The sequence below is a fragment of the Chloroflexota bacterium genome, from assembly GCA_026713825.1.
Lineage (GTDB): Bacteria > Chloroflexota > Dehalococcoidia > Lucifugimonadales > UBA1127 > UBA1127.
In genome coordinates, this window is sequence record JAPONS010000016.1 from 15,825 (window position 1) to 31,877 (window position 16,053).

Sequence of the window (16,053 nt, forward strand, 5' to 3'; positions counted from 1 at the left end):
TGGGGGTGGGCGTGGGCGCAGGAGTGGGCGTAGGTACAGGCGTGGGGGTGGCCGTGGGCGCAGGAGTGGGCATCGGCGTGGGGACGGTCGTGGGCGCGGGGGCGGGCATCGGCGTGGGGACGGTCGTGGGCGCAGGGGCGGTCGTAGACGCAGGGGTGGGCATCGGCGTGGGGGCGGCCGTGGGCGCGGGGGCTGGAACTTGAGTGGACGGCGCTGTTCCCTCAAGTCCAAGCTCATCAGTGCATGCAGCCAGAGACGCGGAGCCAAGCGCCACCAACAGACCAAATGCCAGGATCCAGCGAATCCCCTCCCGCAGACTGTGCGGCACAAAGAACGCCATCACCTCACCATCCCCTTCTTTACTGTCCGAATAGTCTCTTCTATCGCGCTATCGCCGACTTGAAGGCGAGGGGTACTTGATGTTCAGTTTGCAGCCCCCTAGTCGTCTTCCAGCGTTGACGTGTCTCCGAGGGGGAGGCCTTTCATGGCAATCACAATCTCCCAATCTCGTACGAGGCTTCGGCGATCTTCTGGTCTCCCAAGTACGCGTACACCCAATACCGGCCCTCCGGCCCTCCGCTGGCGTAACTGCCCAATCTAAACCGTTGTGCGTACCTGTCTCCCGACACGCGTTCCACATGCGATACATGGCCTTCCAAACTGAAGCTGAGTCTTTCGCCCTCATAGTGCCTGGGGTTGAAATTGAACCCATCCCCCTCAAAATACTGGATGATGGTCAACGGCAGTATGTGCGTGCACAGAGACTCGTGCTGACAGGAGTACTCTATGTTGAAATCCAAGCGGTTGCCAGGATAGGCCTTGGCGGTTATCGGGCGCGGACCGTCACTGACCCAAGCTCGCTCTATATGGCTGTGCATGAACGCGATGACCGGGTCCGGCGCAGATGTGTCCTGATGGCTGGTGTCAAACGGTTCGCTCCCGTCGTACCAGCGGGCAATCACTTTCTCCACCGCGGCCACCGTATCCGCAGAGACGTCCGCCGTGAACGCTGCCCTGACGTGGCAAATGCCGAGGTTGGTGCCATCGCATCCGTCGTTGGGGTCGTCGTATTCGGACAGCAAGTATAGCTGCCGGAAGGCCATCCTGAATGCGGTCTCATCCATGTTCCGGTAGAGATCGTGGAACAGCCGCTCCCCAAATCGGTAATCGCAGTCCCCCTCGACATCTTCGGCGATATAGCGGGCGGATGGGCACGGCTGCCGCTCCATGGCAATCGGCCACCCTGTTGCCCTGGATTCAATGACGGTTTCCAAGAACGTGGCCGCCCCCTCCGTTATCCAGTTTGCGGAATTGCCTCTCCAATAGTAATGAGATGCTTCGTGTATGAAGTGGCGGAAGGGACTCTTTATCGTTGAGGCAACGTCGTAATACTCGGGGACAGTCACCACGTGGGTTCCGAAGTTCGATCCATTGGCGCCGGGGCGCACCGCTCTTTCAAACAGCCAGATCACCTGCGATTTCGGGAAGGGGAACGACATGAAGTTCTCGATGGCCAGCACGGCGTCCTCCAGCAAGTCCATATTGCGTTCCATGCCAGGTTTGGTGCGAATCATTGTGAGGTCCACGTCCCCGGCCAGAGGCAAGAAGACGGTCCGCTCCTCCAGCATCACCCGGTCCGGGTCAAGCAGAACGTCTATGAGTGGCGGGTTGTATCGCGCGGCGCTGCTGAGGACGACGAATATCTTTCCCTCATCGTCAGTGATGCCGTCGGCGATGGTAGGATGGGCTATCACCGTGTCCAAAAGCTCCGTGTTCGCCTGAGCCAACGGTGCAAGGAGCCTCAGGGCGTCGCCGCCGATGTCAAAGAGTTTGTCCAACGTATCCCGTTCATGATAGGCCAACCACGCGATTGCATTCATGGCATTCACCGAGAGCCTGTCATTGCCTTCCAAAACCCATGGTTCCTGCAATAGATCAAAGAAGACGTCATCGAAGTAGAGCGCCAGATAGATCAATACTTCTACGCCCTCTACTTCCCTGCTGCTGAGGCCATCCTTGACCCAGGGCAGATCCCTGATCATCCTCTCAATGTCGTCATTCAACTGATCGGCCCTGGGATAAGAGGACCAATCCGTCGTCTCCTCAGCGCTTGCTGTTGGAGGCGGCGGTAGAACGGGCCAAGGTTCGGGTGTGGGAGTGGGTGTGGGCGTAGGTACAGGCGTCGGGGTGGCCGTGGGCGCGGGGGTGGGTGTGGCCGTAGGCGCAGGCACCGGCGTGGGCGTGAGGGCGATCGTGGGTACAGGTGTGGGGGCGATCGTGGGCGCAGGGGTGGGCATCGGCGTGGGGGCGGCCGTGGGCGCAGGGGTGGGCATCGGCGCGGGGGCGGTCGTGGGCGCAGGGGCTGGAACTTGAGTAGACGGCGCTGTTCCCTCAAGTCCAGGCTCATCAGTGCATGCGGCCAGAGACGCGGAGCCAAGCGCCGCCAACAGACCAAATGCCAGGATCCAGCGAATCCCCTCCCGCAGACTGTGCGGCACAAAGAACGCCATCACCTCACCATCCCCTTCTTTACTGTCCGAATAGTCTCGTCTATCGCGCTATCGCCGACTTGAAGGCGAGGGGTACTTGATGTTCAGTTTGCAGCCCCCTAGTCGTCTTCCAGCGTTGACGTGTCTCCGAGCGGGAGGCCAAGCTCCTCTGCCTTCAGGAGGCGGCGCATGATTTTTCCGCTGCGGGTCTTGGGGAGGGAGGCGCGGAACTCGATGCTGCGGGGGGCGATGGCCTGCAGGCGCTGACGGCCGTGGCCGAGGATCTCGCGGCGGAGCTCCTCGGAGGGCTCGTAGCCGTCCTTGAGGGCGACGAAGCCCTTGACCACCTCCATCGCGAGGTCGTCAGGGACGCCGATGGCCGCGGCCTCCGCGACCGCTGGGTGCTCGATGAGGACGCTCTCGACCTCGAACGGGCCTACGAGGTGGCCGGCAGTGTTGATGACGTCGTCGGCGCGGCCAACAAACCAGACATAACCGTCCTCATCCATGCGCGATTGATCGCCGGAGATGTACCAGCCCTTGTGGAACTTGGTGTTGTACATCGGCTGGTTGTTCCAGTAGGTGTGGAACATGGACGGCCAGCCGGGCCGCACGGCGAGGTAGCCCTCGTTGCCGGGGGGCAGCGGGTTGTAGTCGTTGTCGAGGATGGCGACCTCAATGCCGGGGATGGGGCGGCCCATGGAGCCGGGGCGCACCTCCATCGAGGGGTAGTTGGCGACCATGATGGCGCCGGTTTCCGTCTGCCACCAGTTGTCGTGGATGGGCTGGTCGAATACCTTGGTGCCCCACACGACGGCCTCCGGGTTCAGGGGCTCTCCGACGCTGTTGATGTGCCGCAGCGAGGAGAGGTCGAAGCGGCCGGGGACCTCCTCGCCGGCCTTCATCAGCATGCGGACGGCGGTGGGCGCGGTGTACCACACGGTCACGCCGTATTTCTCGATGAGCTGGTACCAGGCGCTGGCCCCGAAGCCGCCCTCGTAGATGAGCTGGGTCACGCCGTTGGACCACGGCGCGAACATGCCGTAGGACGTGCCGGTCACCCAGCCGGGGTCCGCCGTGCACCAGTAGAGGTCCTCCGGGTGGAAGTCCAGCACCCACTTGCCCGTCGCGTACTGCTGGACGACGGCGAGGTGCCGGTGGGCGGCGCCCTTCGGCTTGCCGGTGGTGCCGGAGGTGTAGTGGATAACCGAGTAGTCGTACATGCTGGTGGTGGCCGTCTGGTAATCGTCCGAGGCGTCGGCCATGAGCGCCTCGTAGCTGAGGTCACCCTCGACCAGCGGCTCCTGGGAGCGGCCGTTCTTGTTGACGATGATGGTGTGCTGCAACGCCGGAAGGCCGGGCAGCACCTCCGCGATGCGCTTGCGGAGGTCGGGCTGGGTGATGAGCACCGTCGCGCCGCTGTCTTCCATCCGGTCGCGGACGGGGTCCGGGCCGAAGGCGGAGAAGAGCGGGCCGACGACGGCGCCATGCTTGAGGACGCCGAACATCGCGAAATAGAGCTCAGGCAGGCGCTCCATGAAGATGAAGACGCGCTCGCCGTGCTCGATGCCAAGGCTCTCGAGGACGTTGGCGAACTTGGCGGTCTCGCGCTTCATGTCGCTGAAGGTGTACTGCTCTTCCTCGCCGTTCTTGCCGACCCAGATCATCGCCGTCTTGTCGCCGTTGCCGGCCTCGACGTGGCGGTCAATGCACTCATGGGCCTGGTTCAGGTAGCCGCCGGGCAGCCAGCTGATCTCCTTGTACATGTCGGCCCACTGGAAGCCCTCTTTCGCCGCGTCGAGGTCGGGCAAGTTCGGGGTTACGGCCATGGCCTCCGCCGGCGGTTTGCCGATGGTCTGGTACTCCATGACGCCTCCTTTGCGGTTGCACATCAAGTGCGAGGGGATAGGTTGGCCTCAGACTACAAAAGGGGTATGGGGGCGTCAAGGTGGGGGAGGGCAAGGCGTTGAAAGGCGGAGGTTTAGGCGCCGAGCAATGCTGTCCAAGCTCCGTGTCTTTCGGAGGCAAACCCTACCCGTCGCCGTTGCGATCGATCAGGGCAAGCAGGTGGTGTACAAAGCGGTGGACTCGCGGACGGTCAGTGGCGATCTCATAGTCTTCCATCTCATCGTGGTAGAAGTTCTTATGGAACTTCTCAGCAAGCCCGAACCCGCCAGGCAACGACTCATCCTCGAATTCGTCCGCAAGCTGGTCTACGGCGAGCTTGAGGGCTCGGTGGGTGCGGCAGGGCCAGTTGCGCTGTACGGCAGCAGCCATGACGGCGTGCGTTGCTGCGCCCCAAAGCTTCTCTGAGGCTTGCAGCTTGTCGCCGTCAAGGAACTCACGGTCTGAGGCCGTCAGGAAGTCCCGCGCCGTCTGTTGGTGGTTTTCGTGCTCCATGCTGCTCCGTCCTCTACGCCTTTGGTTGGATGAGCACGCGGACCGTGCCGTCGCCCTCGTCGCGGCGGTTGATGAAGGTGTGGCCTTCCTTTTCCGACCAGAGCATGACGTCGAAGATGTTCAGGGCGTCGCCGAGGATGGCTTCCACCATGGAATGGTGGTCGGCCTCTGTCTGCTTGGCGAGGGCGGCGATGACGCCGGCGCAGGACTTGCCGCGGCCGTCGATGACGACCCAGCCGGCGCCCTGCGTGACGACCGGCGCGTGTCCGTTGCCGGGCACATACAGGTCCGGGCGGACGTTGATTGCGCCCGTCTTGCGCAGGTCGACCTGGCGCTTGAACTCGGCGACGGACTCCCATGCGACGGCGCGGCCGCGGTCGCCGCTGGCGCACACTGCGCCGCGCACGCCAACGATGTCGGGGTTGACGCGGGCCAGCTCGTCAAGGTCGTCCATCTTCAGGTGGCCGGAGAGGGCCGTGCTCATGCCGAGCTTCTTGCCCTCCAGCACGATGTCGCGGAGCTCCTCCTCGCTCAGGAAGTCGAAGAGGTTGCGGCCGTCCTTGATGAGCGTGTCGATGAGGAAGCCGTCGCACTCGCCGTCCTTGGCGAGCTGCACCATCAGGTGGGGGTCAAGTCCGCCCTCGTAGAGGAGGTTGTCGGCGAAGAGGGAGCCGACGAGCTTGGTGTTGTAGCCCTCCATCGCGCGGCGGGACTCTCGGAGCACCTCGACGGCCACGTCATAGTCGGCCTGCATGAAGCCGACCTTCACGGAGGTGGCGTCCATGACGGCGGCGGCGTAGGCGGCCATTGCGACGGTGCCGGCCTGGTTGGGGACGACGCCGAGGGTCACGCTGACGTGGTTCTCCGGCTGGATCATCGCGCGCACCTGGCGGACGGTGTTCGGGTGGCCGGAGCCGACGAGCGCCTCCTGCAGGTTCTTCACGTCCACGACATCGGCGCCGCCACGCTCGGCCTCGAGGGCCTCGGCGACGTCCTGGACGCTGACCATGAGCAGCATGCCGGTGGCGAAGAAGGGGCTGTTGTTGCCGGTGAGCCACGCGGCCCTCGGCTGCACGGAGACTGCGGGCTGCGGGGGCCTCGGCTTGAGGGGCTCGAGCTCGGACTTGAGCTGGGCCTTCTCGGAGGCGGTGAGCTGCGGCAGGGGCTGGCGGGTCGGGCCGCCGGCCATGCCCATGAGCTCGCCCCAGTACTTGACCATCGCGACGGGGAGCGCGCCGCCGTTCTTGTCCATGGTGCGCGTCCACCAGGTGTCGTTCAGCTCCTTGAGGCGGCGGAGGTGCTTCTCGTAGAAGGCGTCATCGTAGTCGCCGACGGACGCTTTCTCGATGAACTGGACGTAGTAGTTGCACTCCGGCGTGTCGAAGCGCCAGTCGGAGGTGTTGGCGAACATGACCTGCTGCTGGAAGCCTAGATCCTGCGCGAAGGGGTAGATCCACTCGTCGGGCGTGCTGATGACGTAGTCCTTGCCGAGCGAGAGGTGGGTCTCGATGGAGAGCTGCTGGTTGAAGCTGGCTTCCTTGACGCCGACGACCTGCTGCAGCTCGCAGATGCGGCGGAGGCCCTGCGGGCTCATGACGATGCCGAACTGCGGCGAGTTGTAGAACATGATGCCGAGGTTGGTGTTGTCGCTGAGGGTCTTGACGTAGTCGATGACCTGATCCTCGGTCTTGGCCTCCATGTAGGGGGCGGCGACGATGAGGAGGTCGAAGCCGGCATCCTCGGCGTGGCGGGCGAGGTCAAGGGGCTCGCGGGCCGAGGTGTGGGTGACGTGCGCGCCGACAGGCCATCGGCCGGCGGCTTCCTCCGCGACGATGTCCATGACGCGGACGCGCTCGTCGTGGGTCAGGCTCCAGAACTCGCCCATGCCCCAGGTGCAGCCGGCGCCTCGCGTTCCGAGGCTGCGCACGTGGCGTACGTTGCGGCGCAAGCCGTCCTCGTCGAGGTCACCGTCGTCCGTGAAGGGCGTGATCAGCGTGCTCCACTGCCCCTTCAGCGTTTCCCATGCCCAGTCCTGTGCTTCATGCGCCTTGTAGTGCGCCATTGTCCCCTCCGTCACACGGCTTGCCACGCACGGGAGGTGCGTGGAGCTAGATTGAGTCTAGTTTGGGGCATATGCAGTGTCAATTGCGCGGCTTTGACCCTGCCACTAGTTTTCAGCTAAAGTCCGTAGAAGGCCCAACCCCGCGTGTCCAGAGGCCATGCAGCCATGCTTAAGGCTACGTTCCTAGCGCGCCTAAATCATCAATTACGGCTGCTAACCTCTCAGCAAGAGTATCCTGATGCGCGACCACCTCTGCGTGGGACAGAATTCTGGTGGTGTCAGCCTTACGTTTATCGAGTGTGTAGCTGAATCCGAAGTCATCCCTTCTAAACTGCTCCACCCATGAGTCCATTAGGTCGTCCAGCTTCTCATCGTCGTACGAGGGGTACGCGGCCCCGAATGTGAAGTTTCTCAGGCCCGCCCACATGGGCGCGTCCGGCACGGGAAAGAACCAGGCAACCGTCACTGGAGCGTAATACACATCTTTGGGCATGACGACTCGGACGCTGTAGCCACGAACGCCAGCGTCAATCTGTGCGCCGTGTTTGCGTGCAACACTCAACAGGCGTTCAGCAGCGACTCGCGTGTCATCGTTCGGGAGTTGGGCCAGAAACTCCTCATGGGTGATCTTCGTGCGCGGGCTCGTATGGGGCTTCACTACGGCACTGTGGCCGGATACTCTCGGCACCAAGGTTTGCCCGGCCGGCCCTTTGTACTGTTTCACTTCGACCGTTAGTACCTCAACGTTCGGCATCTGTTCGTTGAGGAATGTCACTACATTTGCGAGTGTGACGGGGATAGTATCGGCCACAAAGAGCAGACGAAGTCGCCTGGCGGCAAGATTTGTACCCACATTCTCCCAGAATGCATTCTTCGCAGCATCCCAATCAGCCGCTTCCTCAACGTCATGACCAAGAAGATCTCGTAGTGCAGCTTCAGGGTCGACGTTCGACTCTTCAAAGGCGGTGCGAAGACCGTTGATTGTCCAGTATTCAGCGTGGGAGGCGTAGTCAAGCATCTGCCCAACGACCTCGCGCCGCACCTGAGAATTATCACCACGTTTCACCTCGACCAAAGTCGGCGTGGCGTCCTGGTCAACAAGAAGGTGGTCGACTGACCACCAATCTGCGGCATTGGGAGACTGAGGGATTCCCTTCTCCCGTTTGATGAGGATCCAACGTCGCGGATTGCCGGGCGTGATTTGCTCCCCGTCCAGAAGTTCAATATGGGTGGCAATCAACTCCTGGAGCTCATCTTCCGAGGAAAATGGCTGTTCCTCCAACGACTCAAGCCCATTGGCAGTTCTACGGTAGATTCTGTTTGCCATGAATCCCCTCCGGATAGAGTGTAGCACCCTCCGACCCCCACCCTCTTTGACGGCGGTGTGATCAACGACTACATTCACCGAAAACCGCTAATAGAGGAGGAACCTGTGGAGAAAAGCTATCACAACTACCCGGACATTGCGCCGACGATTGGCAACTACTCGCGAGCGGCGCGGGCGGGCGACCTGTTCTTCTTCGCGGGGACGACGGCGGGCGGGAGCGAGTCGGAGCACGGCGACCTGCCGGCACAGGTGCGGGTGACGCTCGACCGGATCCGGCGCATCCTGGAGCGCGAGGGGCAGTCGCTTGGCGACATTGTGCGGCTGGTGACGTACGTGACGAGCATCGGTGAGTGGCGGTCGCACGGGGCGGAGCTTGGCGAGATCTTCGAGGAGTTCTTTCAGGGGAACTATCCGCCGAACACGCTCATAGGCATCGCGGAGCTGGCGGAGCCGACGATGAAGGTGGAGATTGAGGCGACGGCTGTGTTTTAGGGAGGCGTCCCCGCCTCTGGATTCCGGCTTTCGCCGGAATGACAGATCGAAAGAGGAGCGCCCTGCCGGTCCGGCAAGGCGCTCCTGTGGTGTGCATGGCTATGACCGGCGCTAGGCCTTGGTGGGCACCCAGGTCGTTGGGCCGGCCATTCTGGACTTGACCAGATCGACCGCCTCCAGCGGGGGCATGTCGCCGGGGACGGTGACGCGGGCCGTGTGGACGCGGTAGGCCTCAGGGTTCGTGGGGCCTGAGGGCTCGACACCCTCCATCAGTGCGCGGGCGGCGTTTATGAGGCGGCGTCGCACCTTGATGATGGACTCGTCCGAGCTTACCAGGCGCTCCTTGCTCCGGTCGGCGCGCGGGCCCCACTGATCCTCGACGAGGGCGAGGTCCTGGATGGGGAAGGCCTTGATGCCCGTGTAGGAATAGTTCTTCTGGGCGATGCGGTCGACGAGGTAGTCGTTGTCCTTGTTTTCCTTCGCCATGAAGGAGCCCGGTATCTGCTCCGGGTAGGTGTAGCCGCCGTACTTGTCCTCCATGACCTGCTGCTGCGTGAAGGGGTTGTAGCTCCAGCGCAGGCGGTACATGTAGCAACTCTCGTCGTCGATGGGGATGCGCATGTTGCTGGAGTAGACGTCCGGGCCGGAGATGCCGGCGGAGCTGTAGCAGGGCATGTAGAAGTGGCCGACGTTGGCCTGCTGCTGACCGTCGGAGGTGCGGGAGACGGCGACGTTCATGACGCCGTAGTCGGTGTCGATGTAGTCGGCGTAGGTGCGGTTGAGGAAGCTGTTGAACACACCCGCGCCGAAGCGGCGGCCGGGGTTGCCCTCGTTGTTGTCCAGCGTGCTGTGGAGGAAGAAGGCGTGGGAGGGGTCGTAGTCGCCCTCGAGCGCCTGGAAGTAGTTGCAGCGGAGGTGGTACTTGCGGACGTAGCGGCGGTCCTCGCCGAACTCCAGCCACTCAAAGCCGGGCTTCGGGGGCTCCTTGTCCGCCGGGCCCATGTAGGTCCAGACCATGCCGCCGCCCTCGAAGCACGGGTAGGCCTTGACGTTCACCTTGTCCTTGTAGGTCTCACCCTCGGGCGAGTTGGGCAGGTCGACGCACTTGCCGGAGACGTCGAACTTCCAGCCGTGGTAGACGCAGCGGATGCCGGCCTCCTCGTTGCGGCCGAAGAACAGCGGCGCACCGCGGTGGGGGCAGTAGGCGTCGACGAGGCCTGGGTTGCCGTTGGAGTCTCGGAAGGCGATGAGCTTCTCGCTGAGCAGCGTCACGCGGACGGGCGGGCAGTCCGCCGAGGGAATCTCCTCGGCCAGGAGCGCGGGGATCCAGTGGCGGCGGAACAGGTCGCCCATGGGGGTGCCGGGGCCTGTTTGCGTGAGCATGTCATTTTCTTCGACACTTAGCACGACGATTCCTCCTTCTGGTCTGTACGGGTCTCGTTCTCGAATTCGGGGTAGAATCTAGGGCGATGCTAGCGCGGCCCAGACAGCGTGTCAATTGACATCAACGTGTGCCCGTGAGCGCGGCGTCGTGAGCGGCACGCAGGGAGAACGGAATGACCGAAGGTCACAGCGACATCATCACCATGGCGGACATGGCCGCCGTATTTGACGTAACCGACGCCCTTTCCATCGACCGGGAGAGCATCAGCGTGGAGCTCACGAAGGAGGACCCCGGCGCGGTGCAGCAGAGCAGCAATGGCGAGATCGAGATCACGCTGCCGCTGACGTCGCCACTCGCGGAGTTTCTTGCGGGGGTGCGGCAGGAGCTCATCGGCATGGGGTATACGGCGGAGTGAGGAGACGGGTTCCAGCATTGGGCGTCAGCGTGTAAGCTAGGGTTGCCCCTCGCTTGTGCGGATTGCTATGTGATGCGACGTAGCGCGGCGGGCACACCGCCAACTAAGGAGGACCCCGGCACATGCCCGAATCGCAAGCTGTACTACTGCCCAAGAACGTCAGGCCGCTGCGCTATGCCGTCCACCTGACGCCCGATCTGGAGGCCTTCACTTTCGACGGCGAGGAGTCCATCGACATCGAGGTGCTGGAGGCGACGGACACCGTCGTGCTGAACGCGTGCGAGATGACCGTGCACTCGGCGAGCCTGATGGACGCCGGGAACGCGCAGGTCGACGCCACCGACATCGAGATGAACGCCGACGACGAGACGGTCGCGATCCGCTTTCCCTCGGCCGTCCAGCCCGGGCCCGCCGTGCTGCGCATCTCGTTCACGGGCGAGCTCAACGACCGGCTCACCGGCTTCTACCGGAGCACCTACACGCGAGAGGACGGCACGCCTCGGACGATGGCGACCACGCAGTTCGAGCCGTCGTCGGCGCGGCGAGCGCTCCCGTGCTGGGACGAGCCCGCCATGAAGGCGAGCTTCCAGGTCACGCTGACGGTCCCGTCGGACATGGACGCCATCTCCAACATGCCCGCAGTGGATGAAACGGTGGACGGCGACACCAAGACGGTGCGATTCGGCGAATCGCCGGTCATGTCGACGTACCTGCTGGCGTTCGTGGTCGCGGAGCTGGGCTCCATCGAGCAGGAGGCGGCGAACGGGACGATGATCAGGGTGCTGACGACGCGCGGCAAGGAGGAACAGGGACGGTTTGCGCTGGAGACCTCGGTCGCGCTGCTCACCTACTTCAACGACTACTTCGGCATCCCGTACCCGCTGGAGAAGCTGGACCACATCGCCATCCCGGACTTCGCGGCGGGGGCAATGGAGAACTGGGGCATCATCACGTACCGCGAGACGGCGCTCCTCGTCGACCCGGCCATCAGCCCCGCGGCGACGCGTCAGCGCGTGGCGGAGGTCGTATCGCACGAGATGGCGCACATGTGGTTCGGCGACCTCGTCACGATGCAGTGGTGGGACGACCTGTGGCTCAACGAGAGCTTTGCCTCGTGGATGGGCGACAAGGCGGTCGACCACATCCACCCCGAGTGGAAGATGTGGACACAGTTTGTCGCCAACGACACGATCCGCGCCTTCAACCTCGACGGCCTGAAGAACTCGCACCCCATCGAGGCGACCGTCCACACGCCGGCCGAGGTGGAGGAGCTCTTCGACGCCATCAGCTACAGCAAGGGCGCGTCCACCATCCGGATGCTGGAGCACTACCTGAGCGAGGAGACGTTCCGGGAGGGCCTGCGCCGCTACCTGGACGCCCACCAGTACGACAACGCGCGCACGGCCGACCTCTGGGCGGCGCTTGAGGATGCGTCGGGCAAGCCGGTCAAGGCGCTGATGGACACCTGGACGGGGCAGATGGGCTACCCGGTGCTCACCGTCGGGTCGCGCCACGAGCCGGACGGCGTGAAGCTGGACGTGTCGCAGTCGCGGTTCCTGCTCAGCAACATCGCGGAGGACGTTGGAGACGACGAATCTTCGTGGAAGGTGCCGCTCAACGTTGCGGCGTCCTGGGACGACGGCGGACTGGCGACGCTTATGGAGTCCCGCGAGGACACCATCGTGCTCCCGCCCGCGCCCAGCACCGAAGGTTCATGGTTCAAGGTCAACGCGGGCCAGACCGGTTTCTACCGGGTGAACCTCAGCCCGCGCGACTGGGACGCGCTCATCCCCGCGGTCACGTCTCGCGCGCTGTCGGACACGGACCGGCTCGGCCTGCAGAACGACGCGTACGCGCTTGCGCGGGCGGGGTACCTGCCGATCAGCCAGTTCCTCGCACTCGCCGAGGGGTACCGCGACGAGACGGACGCCAGCGTGTGGCGCGACCTCGCGGGGAACCTCGGCGACCTCGACACGCTGCTTTCGGACGAGGCGTGCTACCCGGCGTTCAAGGCGCTGTGCCAGGGGCTGTTCAGCCCCCTCGCCGAGCGGATGGGCTGGGAGCCGAAGCCGGGCGATGGGCACCTCGACGCGATCCTGCGCAGCGTGGCCCTCGGGCAGGCGGGCTACTACGACGACCCGGCGGTGCTCGCGGAGGCGCGGCGCCGGTTCGAGCTGTACCTGGAGGACCCGTCGACGCTGCGGCCTGACCTTCGCGGGGTTGTGTTCAGCCTTACGGCGCAGCAGGGCGACACGGACACGTACAACAAGCTGTGGGAACTGCAGAAGAGCGCGGAGTCGCAGGAGGAAAAGGTCCGGCTGCTGATCTCGCTCACGCGCATCCCGGACCCGGAGCTCATCAGTGACGTCCTGCAGCGCTCGCTTACCGACGACGTCCGGTCGCAGGACACCGTGTCCGTGGTGGGCGCAGTCTCGGCCAACCCGAAGGGCAAGGAGCTCGCGTGGGACTTTCTGAAGGACAACTGGGACACCTTCATGGACCGCTATGGACACGGCGGGTTCATGCTCATGCGGATTGTCGGGCTGCCGCGCGGCTTTACGACGCGGGAGAAGCTCGACGAGGTGCGCGAGTTCTACGAGTCGCACCCTGCGCCGGCGGCGGAGCGGTCGGTGCGGCAGACCATCGAGGGGCTGGAGCTCAACGTGGCGTGGGTGGAGCGCAACAAGGACGACGTTGCGGACTGGTTCGCGGGGCGATAATTCGGACGACGCAAGACTAGGAGGAAAAAATGAAGCTCGTGATGTACAACGACAACCAGCCGGGCATCCTGACCGATGCGGGAGTAATTGACGTAAGCGACATCAGTCCCGGCGGCGGCCAGGCCGCGATGGTCCACTTGATCACCAACTACGACGACCTGAAAGGGCAGCTCGAGGCGCGGGCCGCGGAGGGTACGCCGGTCGAGGGCGCGCAGCTACGGGCCCCGTTGCCGCGCCCCAACAAGGTCCTCTGCATGGGCGGCAATTTCCGGGAGTTTGGCGCGCGGGAGCCATCGCCGATGTGGGGATTCACCAAGGCGCTCGACAGCATCATCGGGCCGGGCGACACCGTCGTACTGCCGGACGTCGACGCCAACATCTTCCACCACGAGGCGGAGCTGCTGCTGGTCTTCGGCAAGGGCGGGAAGGACATCCCGGCGTCGGAGGCGATGGACCACGTCTTCGGCTACACCGCGGGCGTGGACGTCTCGGCGCGCATGTCCGGCGGCGGGGGCCGGGTGCCGAACACGATGCCGATCTCGGAGCACAAGTCCTACGACACCTTCTGCCCCATGGGCCCGTGCATCGTGACCAAGGACGAGATTGCCGACCCGGAGAACTTGCAGGTCACGCTCAAGGTCGACGGTGAGGTACGGCCCAACTACAACACGAGCGACCTGGCGCACTCCATCGCGGAGTCGATCGAGTACGTGGCGGCGATCGAGGAGATCAGCGCCGGCGACGTGCTGTTCATGGGCACGAATCACCAGGGACTCGGCGCGATGCAGGACGGCGAGACCATCGAGATGGGCATCGAGGGCATCGGCAGCTTCACGTTCAGTGTGAGCGACCCGTTGAAGCGCCGCTGGCCGAAGGGCGTCGACGAGGCGACGGCCAAGGACATCCGCGAGGGCACCGGCGGGCCGGGGCGGCAGTCGCGGCCGATGCCGGCGGGGTAGGCGCCGCTCGGCCATGGACATCGAGATCGGCAACGGGTTCGCCCTGCGCGACTGGGCGTCGGCGTGGGAGAACGCCGACCGGGAGCGGTTCGTCACGTTTGCCAACGACTACGACGTCTGGAGGCAGCTGTACGACCGCTTCCCCCGCCCGTACACGTCTGCGGACGCCGACGAGTGGATTGCGCTGAATGCCGGACGGACCACGCTCTCAACCTTCGCCATCTGCGACGCCGACGGGCCCATCGGCAGCGCCGGACTCACGCTGCGGGACGCCGACTACCGGCACTCGGCCGAGATCGGCTACTGGCTGGGGAAGCCGTTCTGGGGCCAGGGCATCGTGACCGCCGCGGTGAAGGCCTTGACGCACTACGCGTTCGAGTCGCTCGGACTCATCCGGATTGAGGCGCACATCTTCGCTCGCAATCACGCGTCGGCGAGGGTGCTGGAGAAGGCCGGGTACCAGCGCGAGGGGCTGCTGCGCAAGGCCAGCATGAAGGAGGACGAGGCGCTCGACAACGTGCTGTTCGCGGCGCTGAGGGACGAGTGGCGGCCGTAGCCGAGCGGGCGGCGGGCGGCCGGCAATCGGAAGGAGCGTGAACGATGGCGATGTACCGCGTGTTCCCTGACGAGAACGGGGAGAGCCACATCGAGCCGCTGTCGCTGGACGACCATGCCTACCTGGAGGCGTTCAACAACGTCACGGAAGCGGGCATCCGGCACTACTCGGAGCTGCGGTGGATGGACTTCCACCCGCTGCCGGAGCGGCGACTGATCATTCAGCTCGTGGGCGAGATCGAGATCGGGCTGAGCGACGGCACGAAGCAGCGATTCGGCCCCGGCGACGTTCGGCTGATGGAGGACGTCACCGGCAAGGGGCACACGCACGAGGACGTGACGGAATGTACGCAGTTCATCATGATGCTGAAGGACTAAGGGGGCTAGTAGACTCTGTTTCCTGACTTATCGCGTTTAAACGCTCCGATGCAGAACTCGTTACCCTCAGGGTCAGCACAGGTGACTCCGCCTCCAGGCCGGATTTCGCCAACTTGGCTTCCACCGAGAACAATTATCTTTCGAAGTGCTTCGTCGACATCAGTAACATGAAAGTCAAGGTGGCAGCGGTTCTTAACCAACTTAGCCTCAGGGACTCTCTGAAGCACCAACCACATCGCGGGAGCGAGTTCACCTACCGTTAGCCATCCACCATCACCACGAAGAGGCCCCGGCTCCTCATCAATTACTACACTCCAGAATGCTGCTTCCCTTTCAATGTCGTTGACATCCAACACTACGGCACCGGAATTAAGGACAATGCCGCCGGCAGACGGCGGACTGAATCGTTCCTTGTCGATCATGGAGTTGCCCTCCCTAATCCAGCGGGACCCACATCATGGTGCGGGGCTTGCCGACTACTACACGGGTGACGTGGCCCTGGCCGGTGAGGTCCTCGGCGAGGAGGACGTCTCCGGGGCCGAAGCGCTTGGTGGCGCCGTCGCCGACCTCGATCTCGCCCTCGCCCTCCAGGGTGATGACGTACTGGCGGCCGGGCGCGCAGTGCCAGTCGAGGACGTAGCCGGCCGACTGGCGGGTGAAGAAGGCGTGCTTGGCGTTCGAGGGCGGGGTTGCCTCGGACTGGCCATCGCCCCTTGGGTTGAAGTCGAGGTCGACTACCTCGAAGTGGGACTTGCCGTCGTCGCCGGTGTAGATGCGCGTGACGTGCATGGTGGCGCCTCCTGATGTCTAGGTGAAGCCGCGACTCAGTTTGTTGGTGAGGGCAGTATAGCGTTTCCCCACGCCAAAACCCC

Annotated in this window: 16 protein-coding genes; 8 read left to right on the forward strand and 8 right to left on the reverse strand. The window is 64.0% G+C overall.

Annotated features, from left to right (window positions below):
- The first annotated feature begins 53 nt into the window (after positions 1 to 53).
- The gene (locus OXC99_02125) at positions 54 to 203 is read left to right on the forward strand and encodes a hypothetical protein (protein MCY4623794.1); all 150 of its coding nucleotides are present in this window, start codon (positions 54 to 56) and stop codon (positions 201 to 203) included.
- 288 nt (positions 204 to 491) lie between these two features.
- Here OXC99_02125 and OXC99_02130 read toward each other — a convergent pair whose 3' ends face one another.
- Entirely contained in the window at positions 492 to 2,063 is a 1,572-nt protein-coding gene (locus OXC99_02130; GenBank protein MCY4623795.1) for a hypothetical protein, read from the reverse strand.
- A gap of 100 nt (positions 2,064 to 2,163) precedes the next feature.
- On the opposite strand from OXC99_02130, the gene OXC99_02135 reads away from it, so the two are divergent.
- Positions 2,164 to 2,373, forward strand: a complete 210-nt coding sequence (locus tag OXC99_02135) for a hypothetical protein (protein MCY4623796.1) — start codon at positions 2,164 to 2,166, stop codon at positions 2,371 to 2,373.
- Between the two features lie 235 nt (positions 2,374 to 2,608).
- Here OXC99_02135 and acsA read toward each other — a convergent pair whose 3' ends face one another.
- From acsA to OXC99_02155, 4 genes are all read right to left on the reverse strand, one after another.
- Complete coding sequence (gene acsA, locus OXC99_02140; GenBank protein MCY4623797.1) at positions 2,609 to 4,357, reverse strand: acetate--CoA ligase; 1,749 nt, start codon at positions 4,355 to 4,357, stop codon at positions 2,609 to 2,611.
- Positions 4,358 to 4,520: 163 nt separating this feature from the next.
- A complete protein-coding gene (locus OXC99_02145; protein ID MCY4623798.1) occupies positions 4,521 to 4,889 on the reverse strand; it encodes a PaREP1/PaREP8 domain-containing protein in 369 nt (122 codons plus the stop codon).
- Between the two features lie 13 nt (positions 4,890 to 4,902).
- Entirely contained in the window at positions 4,903 to 6,951 is a 2,049-nt protein-coding gene (locus tag OXC99_02150; GenBank protein ID MCY4623799.1) for a dihydrodipicolinate synthase family protein, read from the reverse strand.
- Between the two features lie 175 nt (positions 6,952 to 7,126).
- Complete coding sequence (locus OXC99_02155) at positions 7,127 to 8,278, reverse strand: hypothetical protein (GenBank protein ID MCY4623800.1); 1,152 nt, start codon at positions 8,276 to 8,278, stop codon at positions 7,127 to 7,129.
- Positions 8,279 to 8,383: 105 nt separating this feature from the next.
- Between OXC99_02155 and OXC99_02160 the strand changes: the two genes are divergently transcribed.
- Positions 8,384 to 8,770, forward strand: a complete 387-nt coding sequence (locus tag OXC99_02160; GenBank protein ID MCY4623801.1) for a RidA family protein — start codon at positions 8,384 to 8,386, stop codon at positions 8,768 to 8,770.
- A 111-nt stretch (positions 8,771 to 8,881) separates the two neighbouring features.
- Here OXC99_02160 and OXC99_02165 read toward each other — a convergent pair whose 3' ends face one another.
- Positions 8,882 to 10,153, reverse strand: a complete 1,272-nt coding sequence (locus OXC99_02165) for a Rieske 2Fe-2S domain-containing protein (GenBank protein MCY4623802.1) — start codon at positions 10,151 to 10,153, stop codon at positions 8,882 to 8,884.
- Positions 10,154 to 10,326: 173 nt separating this feature from the next.
- On the opposite strand from OXC99_02165, the gene OXC99_02170 reads away from it, so the two are divergent.
- The 5 genes from OXC99_02170 to OXC99_02190 all read left to right on the forward strand — a co-directional run bounded on the left by OXC99_02170 (position 10,327) and on the right by OXC99_02190 (position 15,181).
- Positions 10,327 to 10,569: a hypothetical protein gene (locus OXC99_02170; GenBank protein ID MCY4623803.1), complete on the forward strand. Its 243-nt coding sequence runs from the start codon at positions 10,327 to 10,329 to the stop codon at positions 10,567 to 10,569.
- A 122-nt stretch (positions 10,570 to 10,691) separates the two neighbouring features.
- Positions 10,692 to 13,289 carry a M1 family metallopeptidase gene (locus OXC99_02175; GenBank protein ID MCY4623804.1) on the forward strand — a complete coding sequence of 866 codons (2,598 nt, stop codon included), beginning with the start codon at positions 10,692 to 10,694 and terminating at the stop codon, positions 13,287 to 13,289.
- Positions 13,290 to 13,318: 29 nt separating this feature from the next.
- Positions 13,319 to 14,248, forward strand: a complete 930-nt coding sequence (locus OXC99_02180) for a fumarylacetoacetate hydrolase family protein (protein MCY4623805.1) — start codon at positions 13,319 to 13,321, stop codon at positions 14,246 to 14,248.
- A gap of 13 nt (positions 14,249 to 14,261) precedes the next feature.
- Positions 14,262 to 14,804, forward strand: coding sequence for a GNAT family protein (locus OXC99_02185; GenBank protein ID MCY4623806.1), 543 nt, complete (start codon positions 14,262 to 14,264; stop codon positions 14,802 to 14,804).
- 44 nt (positions 14,805 to 14,848) lie between these two features.
- A complete protein-coding gene (locus tag OXC99_02190) occupies positions 14,849 to 15,181 on the forward strand; it encodes a hypothetical protein (GenBank protein MCY4623807.1) in 333 nt (110 codons plus the stop codon).
- A 5-nt stretch (positions 15,182 to 15,186) separates the two neighbouring features.
- Here OXC99_02190 and OXC99_02195 read toward each other — a convergent pair whose 3' ends face one another.
- Positions 15,187 to 15,603, reverse strand: coding sequence for a VOC family protein (locus OXC99_02195; GenBank protein MCY4623808.1), 417 nt, complete (start codon positions 15,601 to 15,603; stop codon positions 15,187 to 15,189).
- A gap of 13 nt (positions 15,604 to 15,616) precedes the next feature.
- A complete protein-coding gene (locus OXC99_02200) occupies positions 15,617 to 15,970 on the reverse strand; it encodes a hypothetical protein (protein ID MCY4623809.1) in 354 nt (117 codons plus the stop codon).
- Positions 15,971 to 16,053: the final 83 nt, after the last annotated feature.